Raw genomic sequence first — 17,925 nt, 5'->3', positions numbered from 1 at the left:
AAGTCAATCGACTGCTCTAAATTGATTTTTCTAGTTCATTTTTATCCATTACCATTTCCACGTTCATGAACCGGATAAATATTAAGAAGGAAACCCAATAAGCAAAATCCATAGGTCTACCTGAAGTAAACATCCCTACAAAGGTATTTAAATAGAATAGGCCAATAAAATTTTGAAAGATGGTATTCGATTTAAAGCAGCGGTAGGCAAAATATAAAAAGGTGATATGAAATCCAGCAAATAAGATAAAACCGAAAACACCAAAATTAACCAATGATTCCAACATCGGTATATCAATATATCGATAGCGATATCCATGCCCAAAAACGAAATCAATCTTACTCGTATTCCACAACTGTTTTATGTAATTAATATTATTTACCCGCCCCATGGCTGATTCATCTACCTCAGAACTTTTACCCAAGGTAACCCCTGTGCTCATAGCTCTAATAAAAAGGTTGAAAAATGAATTATAATAAGAGTCTATTAATTCAATAATTCTCAGCTTGGTCGCGAAATAATATAAATTTACAATAACCAATACGTAAAAAATATAGGATTGTTTTTTGATGTTGGTGAAAATGTTCTTCACTGGTACCATGAAAAATAGAATACATGGCAATGCCATTAATAAGGTTAAAATAGTAGCTCTTGTTTGAGTTAATATAATTACAATAAGGCTAAACCATACATTAATATGTGCTAAAAAACGAGTCAAATAAACATGAGGTACCTTGATGGAATCCCAGCTCCTATTGATGATTAAAAATGATATTAAGAAGCCAGCTAAACCATTTCTACTATAGATGTAAGGATTGCCTGTAAAATTCTCTGTGGTCTTACTGGTATACTGAACAGTAGCTCTAGTTCCAAATACATAATTAGGGTTTGTAGCCACTGAGTATATTAAAGCACAACTGGTTAAAAAGGTGACTATTAGGATTAAAACAGGTAAGTATTTTTGAACTTGGTTATCTACACGTAATAAGGAAAAGAAAAAGCCAAAAATTAAGGCGAAGTTGATCAGATCCGTGTTGAACATGGTCATTTCTTTATTCATCAAAAAGAAATAAATCATGGCTACACTAAAAAATGTACCACCTAATAATAAAAGAAATGTATTGGGTTTATGCCCTACTTTGGCATGAAAATGATTTAGCATCAAAACTAAACCTGAAACGTAAACCACACCAGTGAATACAGAACCTCCACCGAAGCCCAACTTTTCTTTAAAAAAATAAATTAATGGAGGAGCAATCCAGAATATCAATATTCCTATCGCATTTTTAACCAAGGTGATTTGCTTAATGGTCAACGCTTTGTAGGAAGGCTAGAAATGATTGATACGATTTGAAAGTCAAAAGACTTTTAGTGATTCCGTTTGGATTCGAACCAAAGACCTACTGCTTAGAAGGCAGTTGCTCTATCCAACTGAGCTACGGAACCTAAAAATAAATAGTCAATTTATTCTTGGTGCAAGCACTGTTAAATAAATTGACTATGTTGTCGGGGTGGCAGGATTCGAACCTACGACCTCTTGGTCCCAAACCAAGCGCGATACCGGGCTACGCTACACCCCGAAAAAAAACACTGCGGAGAGAGAGGGATTCGAACCCTCGGTACCGTTGCCAGTACGACAGTTTAGCAAACTGTTCCTTTCGGCCTCTCAGGCATCTCTCCTAGCATTTAAGAGAGCACAAATGTAGTAATTTTTTTTGAATATTGAAATTCAAAAATGAAATTTTATTTAAAAATATCGAAACTTGAAACACTTTTTCCTTCCAAGCTAGTTTTTCCCATTAAAAACTGATCCATATTTCTGGCTGCCTCTCTTCCTTCAGAAATTGCCCACACAACTAATGACTGTCCACGTCTGGCATCACCTGCTACAAAAATCTTTTCTTGTACTGATTGATAATTTCCATTAGCTACAATATTTCCTCTTTCATCCGCAGAAATCCCTACTTCCGTTAATTCCTGAAATAAATTTCCATGATCTGTATGTAAAAATCCAGCAGCAATTAAAGCTAAATCACATGGAATTTCACGGATATTCTCCACTTTCTGTTCCACCTTGCCTTGTGACATATCATAAGTAATATCTCCTATTTTAAGAGCAACTAATTCATTCTTATCATTCGTGATAAACTCTTGTAAGGAAATAGACCATAAACGGTTGGCTCCTTCTTCATGTGACGTAGAGGTACGTAACATATTTGGCCAGTTAGGCCAAGGGGTATTTTCTGCTCTATCTATTGGTGGCTTGGGCATTACTTCAATTTGAGTAATGGATGCTGCCTTATGACGGTTTGAAGTTCCCACACAATCTGAACCCGTATCACCACCACCAATAACCACCACATGCTTACCAGTTGCAACAATATTTTTATTTGTATAAACTTCACCTTTATGATTTACTTCTAAACCGATATTGGCATTACGTTTATTTTGCTGAGATAAAAACTCCATGGCTGGATAAATACCACTCGCATCACTTCCTTTCGTAGAAATCAAACGTGGTGTAGTTGACCCAGTCGCAATTAGAATTGCATCAAATTCAGAAGTTAATTTGGAAACTTTATAATTCACACCAATATTCACATTGGTTTTAAATTCAACCCCCTCCTTTTCCATCACAGCTACTCGACGATCCACGACAGATTTATCCAATTTAAAATCAGGAATACCATAGCGTAATAATCCACCAATACGATCTGCTCTTTCAAAAACTGTCACAGAATGCCCCACTTTATTAAGTTGAGCTGCAGCAGCCAATCCAGCAGGACCAGAACCTATTATTGCAATCTTCTTCCCCGTTCTTTTGAAAGGAACAAATGGTACCACCCATCCTTCTGAATAGGCTTTTTCGATTATTGATTTTTCAATCAATTCTATCGTAACTGGTGGTTTATTTATTCCCAATACACAAGCAGATTCGCATGGAGCTGGACAAATTCTCCCTGTAAATTCCGGAAAATTATTGGTCGAACTCAAAATCTCATACGCGTATTTCCAATTTTGCTCATAAACTGCATCATTGAATTCAGGTATAATATTACCCAAAGGACATCCACTATGACAGAAAGGTGTACCGCAGTCCATGCAACGGCTTGCTTGTTTTTCAGTTTCTTCGGATGAATTTAATAATTCAATTTCTTTATAGTCATTGACACGTTCTGTAATATCTCTCTTTGCAGAGGTTTTTCTATCAACTTCTAAAAAACCTGTTGGCTTCCCCATTTTCAATAATTAGTTTAATGCTACTTTAATATTTTGGTATACTTTGTCTTTGTCATTTAATACATCTGTAATGCTTAAATGTCTACTTGCCAATGCATTGCGATAATCAATTGGTAATACTTTTTTGAATAGACTTGTCATAGACTTAAAGTTATCCAATACATATTTACCTTTCACAGAGCCTGTTAATTCAATATGCTTCGTTAAATACATAGAAACAATTTGAATATCTTCTTGATTTAAATCCGATATTTCTACCATTTCACGATTTACTTTAGCTTCAAAGTCATTCTTTTCATCTAAAATATATGCTACACCACCTGACATACCAGCACCGAAATTTCTTCCAGTAGCTCCTAGAATAAGCACCAAACCACCAGTCATATATTCACAACCGTGATCACCAATTCCCTCTACCACTACTTTAGCTCCTGAGTTTCTTACACAGAAACGTTCACCCGCCATACCGGCTAAATAGGCTTCACCTGAGGTTGCTCCATAAAAGGACACATTACCTACAATGGAATTTTCGGCAGCCACAAATTTGGCAGCTGGAGAAGGATATGCGATTAATGTTGCTCCACAAAGTCCTTTTCCAATGTAGTCATTGGCATCTCCTTCTATTTCAAATTTTAATCCTTTGACAGAAAATGCACCAAATGATTGTCCTGCTGTTCCTTTAAATTTAATGTGAATTAAACCATCTGGAAGTGCTTTCTCTCCATATTTCTTGGTGATCTCATTCGACAAAATAGTCCCTACAGAACGATTTACATTAATGATATTAAATTCACCATTCACTTGTTTCTTGGAATCAATCGCTACTTGAGCAATTTTTAAAATTTTCCAATCTAATTGTTCAGCTAAACCATGATCTTGTTCTTCTGACTTAAATACAGCCACTCCTTCACCAGGATTAGATGGTTTTAAGATAGGCGACAAATCGATGTGTTTAAATTTCCAGTGAGAAGAAACATCCGTCATACTTAAATAATCTACACGACCAACCATATCTTCAATTTTACGGAAACCTAATTCTGCCATTATTTCACGCAACTCTTGCGCTAAGAAATGGAATAAATTAACAACATGTTCTGGTTTACCCGTATAAAGTGCTCTTAGTTCAGGATTTTGTGTAGCCACACCCACTGGACAAGTATTTAAGTGACACTTACGCATCATAATACATCCTGCTGTAACCAATGCCGCAGTTGCTACTCCAAATTCTTCCGCACCCAATAAAGCAGCAATAGCAATATCTCTTCCCGTTTTAATTTGACCATCCGTTTGAATAGTCACACGGCCTCTTAATTTATTCTTGACTAATGTTTGATGTGTTTCTGCCAATCCAAGTTCCCAAGGTAATCCAGCATGACGAATCGATGATAGTGGTGAAGCTCCTGTTCCTCCGTCATATCCTGCAATCAGGATATGATCTGCGTGAGCTTTGGCAACACCAGCTGCAATAGTACCTACCCCTGCTTCTGAAACTAGTTTCACGGAGATACGTGCAGCTCTATTGGCATTTTTCAAATCAAAGATTAATTGAGCTAAATCTTCAATGGAGTAAATATCATGGTGAGGTGGAGGTGAAATTAAACCTACACCAGGTGTAGAATGACGCGTTTTTCCAATCCAATCATCTACTTTATGACCAGGTAACTGTCCTCCTTCTCCCGGTTTAGCACCTTGAGCCATTTTAATTTGAAGTTCGACCGCATTGGTTAAATAATTGGCTGTAACCCCAAATCTACCCGATGCCACTTGCTTAATAGCAGAATTCATCGAATCCCCATTCTTCATTTTTTCAAAACGAATTGGATCTTCCCCTCCTTCTCCCGTGTTCGACTTTCCTCCAATACGGTTCATTGCAATGGCTAAAGTAGTATGCGCTTCATACGAAATAGAACCAAATGACATGGCTCCTGTGGCGAAACGTTTTAAAATGCTCTCAATAGGCTCTACTTCATCAATTGAAATAGAATTGGCATTTTTGAAACGTAATAAACCACGTAAAGTAATCGACTTCTTACTTTGGTCATCAATCAACTTGGAATACTTTTTATAAGTGGAATAATCATTTGCCTTGGTCGATTGTTGCAATAAGTGAATCGTCTGCGGATTAAATAAATGTTCTTCACCACGTTGTTTCCATTGGTAAATACCTCCTACTTCCAATTTAGGATGGTCAGATTTCAATAGAGCAAATCCCGACTGATGTTTGATTAAAGCTTCTTTGGCAAGTGTATCCAAGTCAACTCCATTGATTCGAGAAATAGAACCACTGAAATAATTATCTACTACATCTCTGCTCAATCCTAAAATTTCAAATATTTGAGCTCCTTGGTATGATTGAAGCGTGGAAATACCCATTTTAGAGAAAATCTTCAATAATTCTCCATTAACAGCTTTGATGTAATTGTATTCTAGCTTTTCGTACGATAAACTTTGATCTACCAAACGATTATCCCTCATCGTCTTGATTGTTTCAAAAGCCATGTAAGGGTTAATAGCTGAAGCTCCGTAACCAATTAAAGTAGCAAAATGATGTGTTTCCCATACATCCCCAGCTTCAATAATGATACCTACTTTGGCTCGTTTCTTCGTACGAATTAAATGGTTATGTACTGCTCCTAATGCCAAAAGGGATGGTATAGGTGCATGTGAAGAATCGATTCCTCTATCGGTCAATAAAATGATGGAATATCCATCATCTACGGCATCTTCTGCATATTGACAAATACGATTTAAAGCTTTTTTCAAAATTCCTGACTCTTCCGAAGAACGGAATGTCATGTGAATGGATTTCGTTTGAAAATTAGCATGATCAATCCAACGAATCTTTTCTACTTCTTTATTACGCAGTACAGGTTGTTGAATTTCAATTTGTCTACAATGACTTGGCGTCTCATCCAATAAATTAGAAAGACCTCCAATATCTGTCAATAAAGACATGACCATTCTTTCACGAATAGGGTCAATTGGTGGATTGGTCACTTGAGCAAATAACTGCTTGAAATAACTGGAAAGATGTTGCGCTTTATCAGATAATACAGCTAATGGAGTATCTATACCCATAGAACCTAATGCTTCCTTACCCGTTTCAGCCATTTGGGCTAAAACCACTCGAATATCTTCTGTGGTAAATCCGAATATTTGTTGGCGTGAAATCAACTCAACAGGTTTAGGCTGACGGTATTCACTTCCTGCTTCCGGTAAATCTTCTACTCGAATTTTATTTTCACGCAACCACTGTCCATAAGGCTGTTGCTGACAAATCTTTTCTTTTAATTCTTCATCTGGAATAATTCTACCTTGCTCCATATCCACCACAAACATTTTCCCAGGTTGCAAACGACCTTTAGAAACAATGGTAGCAGGATCTAAATCCAAAACACCTGCTTCTGATGCCATGATCACATGGTCATCTTCGGTTACCCAATATCTTGAAGGACGTAAACCATTTCTATCCAGCGTAGCACCAATCATCTTACCATCCGTAAATGAAATAGATGCTGGACCATCCCATGGTTCCATCATAGCAGCATGGTATTCATAGAAATCTTTTTTATAGCTTTCCATGGATTCATTACCATCCCATGCTTCAGGAATCAACATCATCATGACATGAGGCAAGCTACGTCCACCTAAATATAAAATTTCAATGGCATTATCTAGAATAGCTGAATCTGATTGTCCCAAACTACAAACAGGTAAAATCATGTCCAGTTCTTCTTGCGTAAAATATTTACTAGAGAATAAGGCCGACTGCGCCTGCATCCAAGAAGAGTTACCTTTTACGGTGTTAATTTCACCATTGTGAGCAATATAGCGGAACGGCTGAGCTAATCTCCATTCTGGGAATGTATTCGTCGAGAAACGAGAGTGTACGATGGCTAATGCAGAAGTGAAATTCTCTTGGAATAAATCCTGGAAATAACCAGGAACCTGCATGGTCGTCAACATACCTTTATAAATAATGGTACGACAAGACAAGGACGCGAAATAAAACTTACCATTTAATTGAACAATGGTTTCGTTCAACAAACGAGTAACATACTGGCGGAAAACATAGAGTTTTCTTTCAAAATCTATTTCACTTAAACAGGATTCAGGTCTTTCAATAAATAATTGTTGAATAGAAGGCTCCTCATTTCCAGAATCAGCTCCTAAAATCTCGCTATTATCAACAGGAACATGTCTATAACCTAGGATACGTAAGCTTAATTTCTTAGCCTTTCTTTCAATAATTTCTTTACATTCTTTAATCAATGTTTCATCTTTAGGGAAGAAAACCATTCCCACGCCATATTGACCTAATGAAGGTAAAGTGAATCCCAATTTAGCTGTTTCTTCAAAAAAGAATTCATGCGGTAATTGAACTAGTACGCCAGCTCCATCACCTGAGTTAGGATCACAACCACATGCACCACGGTGGTCCATACGAATCAACATCTTAATTGAATCTTGTACAATTCGATGCGATTTAATGCCTTTCATACTGGCTACAAAACCAATACCACAAGCATCGTGCTCAAATTCTTTCCGATACAATCCCTCTTCATTCATGACTTCCATAAGAAACTATTAATATTCTAATAATAAACTAAAAATTCTTAACAAAATTAAATACCAGTAATGGTTAACAATTTGATATTTATATAAACAATATCAAATTTAATCAAAAATATATTTGGCAATTCAATGAATAAACAAAATATAATACTGTCATTAAAATATCACTAAACAAGTATAAAATATCTTGTTAGAGTGCAATTAATTAATAATCTTCACTGTAATCTGATGATTCTCCACCAAATTCATTCTCCTCTTCCCCATCTTCATCTCCAAAATCATTTTCTAAATCATTTAAATAGATAGCATCTACACCTTCCCGAACGGTATTCAGTATGGTTAAATTTTCAATTTTAGCTTGATCTAGTCGTTCTACCACAGATTCCTCCTTGCTGACTACCACAAATAAACCAGATTCATTGGAGCAAATTTTGGTCCCTTTACGAATCGCAGATACACCATATCCATCCAATTCAGTGATTTTGGAGATATTTAATATCATATTGGTGTATTCTTTCTTAAAAAGCAATCGAACGACATTTTCTAATTCTTCATAATTGCTTTGAACTAAGTTTTCGCCTTTCCAATCAATTAAAGCATAACTTTCGTTTTGATCAAGTTGAAATAAAGCATTAGTTGACATTTTCTAAGTATTGGTTTACGTGATTAAATATACGTTGTTCTAAATTTTCCTGAGGTTCCTTATGAAATTTTTGGCCTGTAATTTCTTCGTATAATAATATATATCGATTGGAAATTTCTTCCACAAATTCATCCGATATAGTTGGTACGACTTGCCCCTCTTTACCCTGAAATCCATTGGCTATAAGCCATTCTCTGACAAATTCCTTGGATAATTGTTTCTGAGGTAAACCTTTCTCCAATAATTCCTGATAGGTGTTGGCGTAAAAATAGCGAGAAGAATCTGGAGTATGAATCTCATCCATTAACATGATTTGGCCGTCCAATAAACCAAATTCATATTTTGTATCTACTAAAATTAAACCTTTTTCTTCAGCCATCTGCGTCCCGCGTTCAAACAATGACAAAGCTTTTTGACATAACTGATTCATTATTTCTGGCGAAACAATACCTAATTCTAAAATTTTAACTACAGAAATATCCTCATCATGACCTTCGCTGGCTTTGGTTGTTGGAGTTATAATGGGTCTCGGTAATCGATCATTTTCTTTTAACCCTTCAGGTAAAGAAACGCCACAAACCTCTCTTTTCCCCGATTTATATTCACGCCATAAGTGTCCCGCTACATAACCTCTTACAACCATCTCAATGGGAATTGGCGTGCATTTATAGCCATACGCAGCATTCGGATCTGGAGTATCAATCAACCAATTGGGTATGATATCTCGGGTTTTATTTAAAAAATAAGTCGCAATTTGATTTAAAACTTGTCCTTTAAAGGGAATCGTTCTTGGAAGAATCACATCAAAAGCAGAAATACGATCAGATGTGACCATCAATAGTCGTTCATTTCCAATGCTATAAACATCTCTTACTTTGCCCCGATAAAAAGCCGTTTGATTGGTGAAGTTAAACTGACCTTGAGCCTTATTTTCCATGTTTAATAAATTAAAATTCTTTCCTTTTTTTTCATTAAATCCAACAATCCCAAAGCTTCCTTGGTATTTATTCGATTCATATTTTGCTGTTCTTGTAACAATTGATTTCGCTTAGCCATTTTCAAAATAGGGATTAATTTCCTCCACTTGTAGGCATAGATTTCATATTGTTTAATTAGAGTATCCGAAACGGGATTTCCCTTAATTCCCATTTCAATTAAAGAAATAGCTCGGTCTATATGGCCCTGCTTTTCTAATATGGCGGCCTGAATTAACAATTCATTGGAATCGGTACTTGAAAAACTGGTGCTGTTTTCTACCAATTGATTCAGTCGAATATTTAATAAAGCTTGCGTTTTCTCTAATTCTTTGTTGATGAAAATATCTTTACCCTTTGCTTTCTTAATCCAATACAAGGCTTCGGCATTACGCTTTTGCTTGATTAGATAGTTAACCTGCTGAATATCTTTATTGTATACACTGGCCCTATTCGAAAATAAGCCCTGATAAATCAACAAGAAAATGTACAAGTAAGATGTAAACAAACTATATCTTAATTATATGCAGGATAAAGAGTAAATCTGATGTGATTAATATCAATAACAAAATTAATAAATATACCTTCATATCGACTAATTCAGTCCAATTATTCGAACTAAGAAAAGTAAAATAGGAAGTTTCTTGATTGGTTAAGGTGAATTCCTGACTTACATTTCCCCTTTTCACAATTTTGGTAATGGGACTAAACTCATGAATCCCGCCTTTTTCAGAAGACTCCTTTGAATTAATCGCATGCTTTAAGTTCAAAACTTCGGGATTCTCAATTAAACTCATAAATGATTGCAAGGGAGTTGTTGGAATCAGCGTTTCTCTATTTTCTTTTTTTATATGAGTTATTTCAAGAGAAACATATACTGGTTGGCTGCGTTTTAAATCTTCGTTAATAACAGTTTGTGCTTCTTGCCACCGCTCTTTGGAATATGTATACTGTAAAGGGAGTTGATAACATACTTTAACAGGATCAGCTAGTATACTAGAACTAGAGACAGGTTCTAAATAAGAGATAAATAACCAGAAAAAGAGTAAAAATATGCTTAGTCTAGCTAATATCTTGAATATAAAAATCCCAGAAATACGAAATATACCCCTTGAATTTCGCCAATATCTCCAAAGAATCAGGAGATAAATGCTTGAAAATAAACTCAATAGAATAATAAAAAGCTGTGTGAAATTCATTGAGTGTGCTTAAAAACAATTCAAAAGTAAATTACTATTTTTACAATTCTTATTTTTTTTCAATGGATATATTAAAAAGTCGCAGGTTAGAGCATTTGAAGTATGAAATCCGGGGACCTGTGTATGATAAAGCACTAGCTCTTCAGAATCAAGGTTACAAAATTACGTCCTTAAATATCGGAAATCCTGCCGCATTTGGTTTTGAGACCCCAGATGAAATCGTTCATGATATCATCGTTAATATCCGTAATGCCCAAGGCTATACGGATTCACGTGGTCTTTTTGCTGCCAGAAAGGCTGTCATGCAGTATTATCAGAATAAAGGAGTAAAAAACATCCTGATTGAAGATATATATATTGGAAACGGTGTCAGTGAATTAATTTCCCTGGTCATGATGGCTCTTTTGAATCAAGATGATGAAGTATTGATACCTTCTCCAGATTACCCATTATGGACTACCGTAGTAGGACTAGCAGGTGGGAATTCCGTTCATTATGTTTGTGATGAATCTACAGATTGGCAACCAGATTTAGAAGATATGGAAGCTAAAATCACTGACAAATGCAGAGCTATTGTCATGATTAATCCCAATAATCCTACGGGAGCCGTATATTCTAAAGAAATAGTTGATAAAATAGTGCAACTAGCTGCTAAGCATAAGTTAATCTTATTTTCTGATGAGATTTACGACAAGATTTTATATGACCAACATGAGCATTATTCTGCCGCAGGTTTAAGTGATGACATCTTAATTGTTACCATGGGAGGTTTATCTAAAAACTACCGTGCTGCTGGTTTCAGAGGTGGTTGGATGATCTTAACTGGGGCAAAACACAAAGCCAAATCGTATATAGAAGGCTTGAATTTTTTGTTTAGTACGCGTTTATGTGCCAATGTTATCACACAATTTGGTATTCAAACCGCATTAGGAGGTTATCAATCCATTAATGATTTGGTAGCACCAGGTGGTAGATTATACAAACAAATGCAATTAGCTTATGAAAAGTTAAATGCTATTGATGGAGTGAGTTGCGTTAAACCTAAAGGTGCTTTATACTTATTTCCCAAAATCGATTTAGGAAAATTCACTTTTGAAGATGATGAACACTTTGTTATGTCATTGCTAGAGGAACAAAAAATTCTAGTAGTGGCTGGTCGAGGGTTTAATTTTAAACAAAGAGATCACTTTAGAATTGTATTTTTACCACATGTGGAGCAACTATCTTTAGCTTTAGATAAAATTGCTTTGCATTTTGATAATTACAGACGATGATATTTAACCAATTTTCTCGCAAGCAAAAGTTATTTATTTTCCTTTTCGGAATCTTTTTAACCAATGCCATCATTGCAGAGATTATTGGTGTAAAAATTGTTAGCATTGAAAGGTCTTTAGGCTTCTCCCCATTGGGATTACTCACTCCATGGGGAGAAACATGGGACTTTAATCAAACCGCAGGTGCGCTAAATTGGCCCATCGTATTTATCACTTCTGATATTATTAACGATTATTTTGGAAAAAAAGGCGTTCGCTTTATTTCTTATTCTACAGCATTATTCATAGCCTATTCATTTTTTATTATCTATTTGGCTACTTTACTTGTACCTGCAGATTTCTGGCTACAAGTAAATAATTCAAATGGTTTTGACATCAATAATTCCTTTTCACGGATTTTTAGACAAGGGCTAGGTATTATTACGGGTTCATTAACGGCCTTTCTAGTAAGTCAGATGTTAGATGCGATGGTTTTTGAGAAAATTAAATCAAGAACTGGGCAAAAACATATTTGGCTAAGAGCCACTGGTTCTACTCTGATTTCTCAATTAATCGACAGTGTATTGGTCATTGGTATTGCATTTTATTTCTTTGGCAATTGGAGTCTAGGTCAATGGATGAATGTGTCATTGAACAATTACCTATACAAGTTTATTATTGCGATTCTATTTACTCCTCTTCTCTATCTTGCTCATTATCTAATTGAACTGTACTTAAGTCCTGAGAAAGATTAATTTCTTCTTAGGTGATCTAATATAATTCCAGTGGATATAGCCACATTCAATGATTCCGCTTCTCCAAATCTTGGAATGGTGATTCTTTGTTGAATCATGGCACTCACATCATCCCTAATTCCATGTGATTCACTACCCATCACAATAAAGACTTTAGGTGGAAATGTAAATTCATGTAGATTATCCCCAGACAAATCGGCCGCTACAATGACGTGATCTGGATTAGTTCGAAAAAACGCAGTTAAGTCCGCATATAAACAATCTACGCGCTTAAAAGACCCCATGGTGGCGGATATAACCTTGGGATTATAGAATTCAGTGCAATCATTCGATAACACAATTTGCTTAATTCCATACCAATCACAAACCCGAATAATGGTGCCTAAATTACCTGGGTCACGAACACCATCCAATACTAATACCTTATCATCAAGAGGAGACAAAGAACTAGAAGCCTTACAGTGAACAACAGCCAAACCATATTGATTGATTGTCAAGGTACTGAGCTTGGTAATTTCCTCTTTGGAAACAAAATAGATGGGTAATGAATTGGAAGAAAATAGATGTTGAAAATCAGCGTTTATAACTAAAAACTCTAGTTCATAGTTTGAATCCAGTACTTCTTGAATGCCCTTCTCTCCTTCTACCAAAAATAGTTCGTTCTCAGATCGTCCTTTTTTAGAATGTAGAGAATTAATTAACTTTATTTGTTTATTCGTTAGCATCATTTGAAATCTAGAAATATACTTGTTGGTTTAGTAATAGCTCAGGCTTTGTTTTTCTCCTGCACGGGATATCGACAATTTAAATTTACTGAGTACAAAGTAAACCGAATAGATATACAAGGCAATAAATTAATTTCGAAGGAAGATCTAAGAACAAATATACCTGGTTTAAAGGAATCCTATGCTAGAATATTTTCTCCCAAGACATATGTTTTTTTTGAGGCAAAAAGAAAATTAAAAGATTCATTAGGTAAATCTCCCGCTCTCATTCAGCTGTTTAATACCCCTAACCCTAGTTTAAATAAGCCCTATTTGGACATTACCAAAGAAGCTATTTATAAATATTACCGAAACAATGGTTTCTTAAAAAATGAGGTATTCTTACGGATTGATACGATCAATAAATCAGATAAATTAGTTAATGTCACCTTTAACATAGATGAAAATACTCTAAGTACATTCTCTAAAAAGGATTCTTTTCTAGTAGATAACCCTCAACTTGGCAAAAAGATTGATGCATATTATGCCAAGGAAAGCGTTATTGCCAATAATGATCGATTAAATCTGGAATTATTAAAAAAAGAAAAGGACAATATTAGTCATTACCTGAAAAATCAAGGATATTTCTATTTTTCTACTGAAGCAGTGGGCTTAAAGCTAAATGATTTACAAGATACTAGCTTATTGCGTGTAGGAATTATTTACAAAATTCCTGATTTTAAAGAAGAAAATACCAATCGATTATATGATCGATTATTCCGGTTCGGCAAAGCGAGTTTTGTCAATAATCAATATACTGATTCTAGTAATATTGGCGTTTTAAATACTACAGCACTGTCCAAATTAATTACTTTTAAAGAAGGTGATTTATATTCCGTGGATCAATTAAATCAGAGTTTACAAAACATTTACGCCTCTGATCAATTTAAATCCGTATCCATCAAGTTTGACACCTCCTCTACTCGGGTTTTCCCCAAAGTAGAATTAGTACCCAATGAAAAGTTTAATTTCTCGTCAGAATTAGGAGGTAGTGTTTTTAGAGGGATTCCTGGTCCATTCCTGACTAATTCATTTAAAGTAAGACGGGTATTTTCAAGTTTAGATTACTTGGATTTCTCTGCGAGAATAGGTTTTGAGGCACAAGCTGGCTTTATTAATACGGATCAAGCTAGAAAAAACTTGGAGGTTAATTTAAGTACCACGTTAAATTTTCCCAAGTTATTCTTGCCAACCAATATCAAACAGCAATTAGGGTCATTATATGCCTCCCAAACCCAAATTGGTTTTGGCTATGATTATATCAATCGCCCTGAATATTTGCGGACAAATTTTAAGATTTTTCAACGATATCAATGGAGGAAATCACCTTTTAAAACTTTCCAATTTTCATTGGTTGATTTAAATATTTTAAATACCAATTACCCTGAGACAGCCACTGCCAGTGCGTTTAAGAGCTATTTAGAAGAATTACGTTTACAAGGAAATAACCTCTATCGAAGTTTTAACCCTAGTTTTGTTTCCAGCATTCATTTCACCTATGCTTACCGAAGCTTTTTACCTAGTAATGAATTACAGGCTGGTGAATCATTTCAAATAGGTCTTGAATCTGGCGGTAGTACCTTAAATCTCATAGGATCAAAGAAAATTACTTTTATTGAGAACATGTTAGGTAGTGACCAGAATATTCAGTTTTATCGATTCTTACGATTCAATTTTGATTACAGAAAATACAAAATGCTGGGTTTACATAGAAAATCCCAAGTAGCGTTTAAATTTATTGGAGGTCTAGCCTATGCTTATGGTGAAGAAAACGATTATCAGTTGCCTTATGAGAAGAATTTCTTCATTGGAGGCCCTAGTAGCTTAAGAGCTTGGAAACCGCGTCGCTTAGGCCCAGGAGCATATAATTCCATAACTAATTTAATCGAGCAACCAGGTAGTATCTTATTAGAGTCTTCTGTTGAATACCGTTTCCGGATGTTTCAATTATTTGGAACTATGAATGGAGCATTCTTTATAGATGCCGGAAATATCTGGACATTTGCTAATTCCAAAGGTGAAAAGGATGGCTATTTTGCTTTTGATAATTTTTATAATCAAATAGCTGTAGGCACAGGTTTTGGTTTACGTTGGGACTTCTCTTATTTTCTATTACGTTTAGATTTAGCCACTAAAGTAATAAACCCTGCCAAACCGGTTAATGAAAAATGGGTTCTCTCCAAAACTTCCTTCAGTAGTGGAGAAAACCCAATTGAATTTAATATAGGAATTGGTTATCCTTTTTAACCTATTTTCTTGCGATAGCTTTAATTGATTTTTCAACTATAGCCGCTGCATTCAAACCGTATTTTTCCATCAAATCAGCAGGCTTTCCTGATTCACCGAATGAATCATTTACACCTACAAATTCTTGAACAGTTGGACGATTTTGAGCTAAGAATTGAGCTACGGAATCGCCTAGTCCTCCATTTATTTGGTGCTCTTCGGCAGTAACTACGCAACCAGTCTTGGAAACAGAAGCTAAAATAGCTGTTGTATCCAAAGGTTTAATGGTATGAATATTCAATACATCTGCTTTGATGCCTTTTTCTTCCAGAATTTCTGCTGCTTGAATTGCCTCCCAAACCAAATGTCCAGTTGCCAGAATAGTTACATCTGTACCTTCGATTAGATGAATGGCTTTACCTATTTCAAATTTTTGATTTTCTGGAGTAAATACAGGAACTACGGGACGCCCAAAGCGTAAATAAACCGGACCTTCGTATTCCGCAATAGCAATAGTCGCTGCTTTAGTTTGATTGTAATCACAAGGATTAATAACGACCATGCCGGGAAGCATTTTCATTAAACCAAGATCTTCCAAAATTTGGTGGGTAGCACCATCTTCTCCTAGCGTTAAACCAGCATGGGAACAACAAATTTTCACGTTTTTACCCGAATATGCTACGGATTGACGGATTTGATCGTACACACGACCAGTACCAAAATTAGCAAACGTAGTAGCAAATGGAATGTAACCACCAATCGCTAAACCAGCAGAAATTCCAATCATGTTAGCTTCAGCAATCCCCGTTTGAAAAAAACGTTCTGGACTATTCTTGATGAAAGCTTCTAATTTTAAAGAGCCAATTAAATCAGCACACAATGCCACAACCTTAGGATTGTTTTGACTCAAATATTCCATTCCTGCACCAAAGCCAGAACGAGTATCTTTTTTTGTTTCGTAAGTAAACTTCATTGTAAATTATTAATAGTCGCCTAAAGTTTCATTTAATTGTGCTAAAGCATCAGCTAATTGCTGATCGTTTGGTGCCACGCCGTGCCATTTATGACTACCCATCATAAAATCTACTCCCGCTCCCATTTCGGTTTTCATCAAAATCATGATTGGAGAACCTTGACCTAATAAAGACTTGGCATGAGCTAAAGTAGCCACAACCTCATCCATATTATTTCCATCCATGCGTAAAACATTCCACCCAAAAGCCTTATACTTAGCTTCTAAATCACGATTACTCATAACTTTCTCCGTAGGACCATCAATTTGCTGTCCATTTTCATCAATAAAGGCGATTAAATTATCCACTTGATGATGTGGTGCATACATAGCAGCCTCCCAAACTTGACCTTCATTTTGTTCTCCATCTCCCATTAAACAGTAAACTATAGAAGCGTCATTTGACAGTTTTTTAGCTTGAGCTGTTCCAATGGCTACACTTAAACCTTGTCCTAAAGAGCCAGAAGCTATTCGAATACCTTCCAAATGCTCATGTGGGGTTGGGTGACCTTGTAAACGAGAATTCAATTGTCTAAAAGTGGCTAATTCCTTAACAGGAAAATAACCTCTACGCGCTAATACACTATACAATAGAGGAGAAATATGTCCATTTGAAAGATAGAAAACGTCTTCATTGGCTCCGGACATATTAAAAATGACCTTTCTATTAGCATCTTGAGCCAACTTCATGGAATTAAAGTATAACCCAACTAATAAGTCGGTACAACCTAATGAACCACCAGGGTGACCTGATTGACAAGCATGAACCTGACGAAGAATATCTCTTCGCACTTGGCTAGCTACATTTTTTAATTCTTGTGTTTGCATAAAAATAAATTAGTGGATCTGAGAACTGTGATTTTTAGTATCCACCTTGGCTATAATATCTGTAATAATTCCGTTTTCATCAATTAAAAACGTGGTTCTAGCGGTACCCATGTAGGATTTACCATACATAGATTTCTCTACCCAAACTCCGTATTTATTTACTAATTCGTGTTCCGTATCCGCTAAAAGAGAGAAATTCAATTGATATTTTTTCTTAAACTTAGTATGAGCAGTATTGGAATCCACACTGACACCGATAACTCGGTATCCTTTGGCCACCAAATAATCTAGATTTTCATTTAGATTACAGGCCTGAGCTGTACATCCTGGGGTATCGTCTTTGGGATAGAAATAAAGCACCACTTTAGATCCTTTCAATGCGGATAAATCAACCAAAGTCCCATCGGAATCCATCATACTAAAAGCAGGAGCTGCCTCGCCTAGTTGTAAGCTCAT

14 protein-coding genes and 3 tRNA genes are annotated in these 17,925 nt (G+C 35.6%); 3 read left to right on the top strand and 14 right to left on the bottom strand.

From position 1 onward, the window contains the following. Positions 1 to 16: 16 nt before the first annotated feature. The 10 genes from EWU23_RS01525 to EWU23_RS01480 all read right to left on the bottom strand — a co-directional run bounded on the left by EWU23_RS01525 (position 17) and on the right by EWU23_RS01480 (position 10,631). Positions 17 to 1,315, bottom strand: coding sequence for a hypothetical protein (locus tag EWU23_RS01525; RefSeq protein WP_166228113.1), 1,299 nt, complete (start codon positions 1,313 to 1,315; stop codon positions 17 to 19). A 57-nt stretch (positions 1,316 to 1,372) separates the two neighbouring features. Continuing rightward, positions 1,373 to 1,446: transfer RNA gene (locus tag EWU23_RS01520), tRNA-Arg, on the bottom strand. A gap of 60 nt (positions 1,447 to 1,506) precedes the next feature. Continuing rightward, positions 1,507 to 1,580: transfer RNA gene (locus tag EWU23_RS01515), tRNA-Pro, on the bottom strand. A gap of 13 nt (positions 1,581 to 1,593) precedes the next feature. Next, positions 1,594 to 1,680, bottom strand: a tRNA-Ser gene (locus EWU23_RS01510). A 63-nt stretch (positions 1,681 to 1,743) separates the two neighbouring features. Beyond that, positions 1,744 to 3,240 (bottom strand): glutamate synthase subunit beta, encoded by a 1,497-nt coding sequence (locus EWU23_RS01505; RefSeq protein WP_166228111.1) that lies wholly within the window; start codon positions 3,238 to 3,240, stop codon positions 1,744 to 1,746. 9 nt (positions 3,241 to 3,249) lie between these two features. Further along, entirely contained in the window at positions 3,250 to 7,818 is a 4,569-nt protein-coding gene (gene gltB, locus EWU23_RS01500) for a glutamate synthase large subunit (RefSeq protein ID WP_394367293.1), read from the bottom strand. A gap of 202 nt (positions 7,819 to 8,020) precedes the next feature. Beyond that, complete coding sequence (locus tag EWU23_RS01495; RefSeq protein WP_166228109.1) at positions 8,021 to 8,458, bottom strand: STAS domain-containing protein; 438 nt, start codon at positions 8,456 to 8,458, stop codon at positions 8,021 to 8,023. Then, positions 8,448 to 9,395 carry a phosphoribosylaminoimidazolesuccinocarboxamide synthase gene (locus EWU23_RS01490; RefSeq protein WP_166228106.1) on the bottom strand — a complete coding sequence of 316 codons (948 nt, stop codon included), beginning with the start codon at positions 9,393 to 9,395 and terminating at the stop codon, positions 8,448 to 8,450. Before EWU23_RS01490 ends, EWU23_RS01495 begins: the two co-directional genes overlap by 11 nt. Before the next feature lie 2 nt (positions 9,396 to 9,397). Next, the gene (locus EWU23_RS01485) at positions 9,398 to 9,940 is read right to left on the bottom strand and encodes a hypothetical protein (protein WP_166228104.1); all 543 of its coding nucleotides are present in this window, start codon (positions 9,938 to 9,940) and stop codon (positions 9,398 to 9,400) included. A 1-nt stretch (position 9,941) separates the two neighbouring features. Then, positions 9,942 to 10,631, bottom strand: a complete 690-nt coding sequence (locus EWU23_RS01480; RefSeq protein ID WP_166228102.1) for a hypothetical protein — start codon at positions 10,629 to 10,631, stop codon at positions 9,942 to 9,944. A gap of 62 nt (positions 10,632 to 10,693) precedes the next feature. Between EWU23_RS01480 and EWU23_RS01475 the strand changes: the two genes are divergently transcribed. Both EWU23_RS01475 and EWU23_RS01470 read left to right on the top strand, forming a co-directional pair. Further along, on the top strand, positions 10,694 to 11,905 hold the full coding sequence (locus EWU23_RS01475; RefSeq protein WP_166228100.1) for a pyridoxal phosphate-dependent aminotransferase: 1,212 nt from the start codon (positions 10,694 to 10,696) through the stop codon (positions 11,903 to 11,905). Then, positions 11,902 to 12,639 carry a queuosine precursor transporter gene (locus tag EWU23_RS01470; protein ID WP_166228098.1) on the top strand — a complete coding sequence of 246 codons (738 nt, stop codon included), beginning with the start codon at positions 11,902 to 11,904 and terminating at the stop codon, positions 12,637 to 12,639. Before EWU23_RS01475 ends, EWU23_RS01470 begins: the two co-directional genes overlap by 4 nt. On the opposite strand, the gene EWU23_RS01465 is transcribed toward EWU23_RS01470, so the two are convergent. Continuing rightward, a complete protein-coding gene (locus EWU23_RS01465; RefSeq protein WP_235942126.1) occupies positions 12,636 to 13,367 on the bottom strand; it encodes a TrmH family RNA methyltransferase in 732 nt (243 codons plus the stop codon). The genes EWU23_RS01470 and EWU23_RS01465 overlap by 4 nt on opposite strands. Here EWU23_RS01465 and tamL point away from each other — a divergent pair, their 5' ends adjacent. Then, positions 13,368 to 15,650, top strand: a complete 2,283-nt coding sequence (tamL, locus tag EWU23_RS01460; protein ID WP_166228096.1) for a translocation and assembly module lipoprotein TamL — start codon at positions 13,368 to 13,370, stop codon at positions 15,648 to 15,650. 1 nt (position 15,651) lies between these two features. Here the strand turns inward: tamL and EWU23_RS01455 are convergent, their stop codons facing one another. The 3 genes from EWU23_RS01455 to bcp are packed head-to-tail and all read right to left on the bottom strand — an operon-like array spanning position 15,652 to position 17,925. After that, the gene (locus tag EWU23_RS01455; RefSeq protein WP_166228094.1) at positions 15,652 to 16,602 is read right to left on the bottom strand and encodes a transketolase family protein; all 951 of its coding nucleotides are present in this window, start codon (positions 16,600 to 16,602) and stop codon (positions 15,652 to 15,654) included. Between the two features lie 9 nt (positions 16,603 to 16,611). Beyond that, a complete protein-coding gene (locus tag EWU23_RS01450) occupies positions 16,612 to 17,469 on the bottom strand; it encodes a transketolase (RefSeq protein WP_166228093.1) in 858 nt (285 codons plus the stop codon). Between the two features lie 9 nt (positions 17,470 to 17,478). Further along, positions 17,479 to 17,925: a thioredoxin-dependent thiol peroxidase gene (gene bcp / locus EWU23_RS01445; RefSeq protein ID WP_166228091.1), complete on the bottom strand. Its 447-nt coding sequence runs from the start codon at positions 17,923 to 17,925 to the stop codon at positions 17,479 to 17,481.

The sequence above is a fragment of the Aquirufa beregesia genome, from assembly GCF_011090385.1.
Lineage (GTDB): Bacteria > Bacteroidota > Bacteroidia > Cytophagales > Spirosomataceae > Aquirufa > Aquirufa beregesia.
This window is presented reverse-complemented; position numbering and strand designations above follow the sequence as displayed.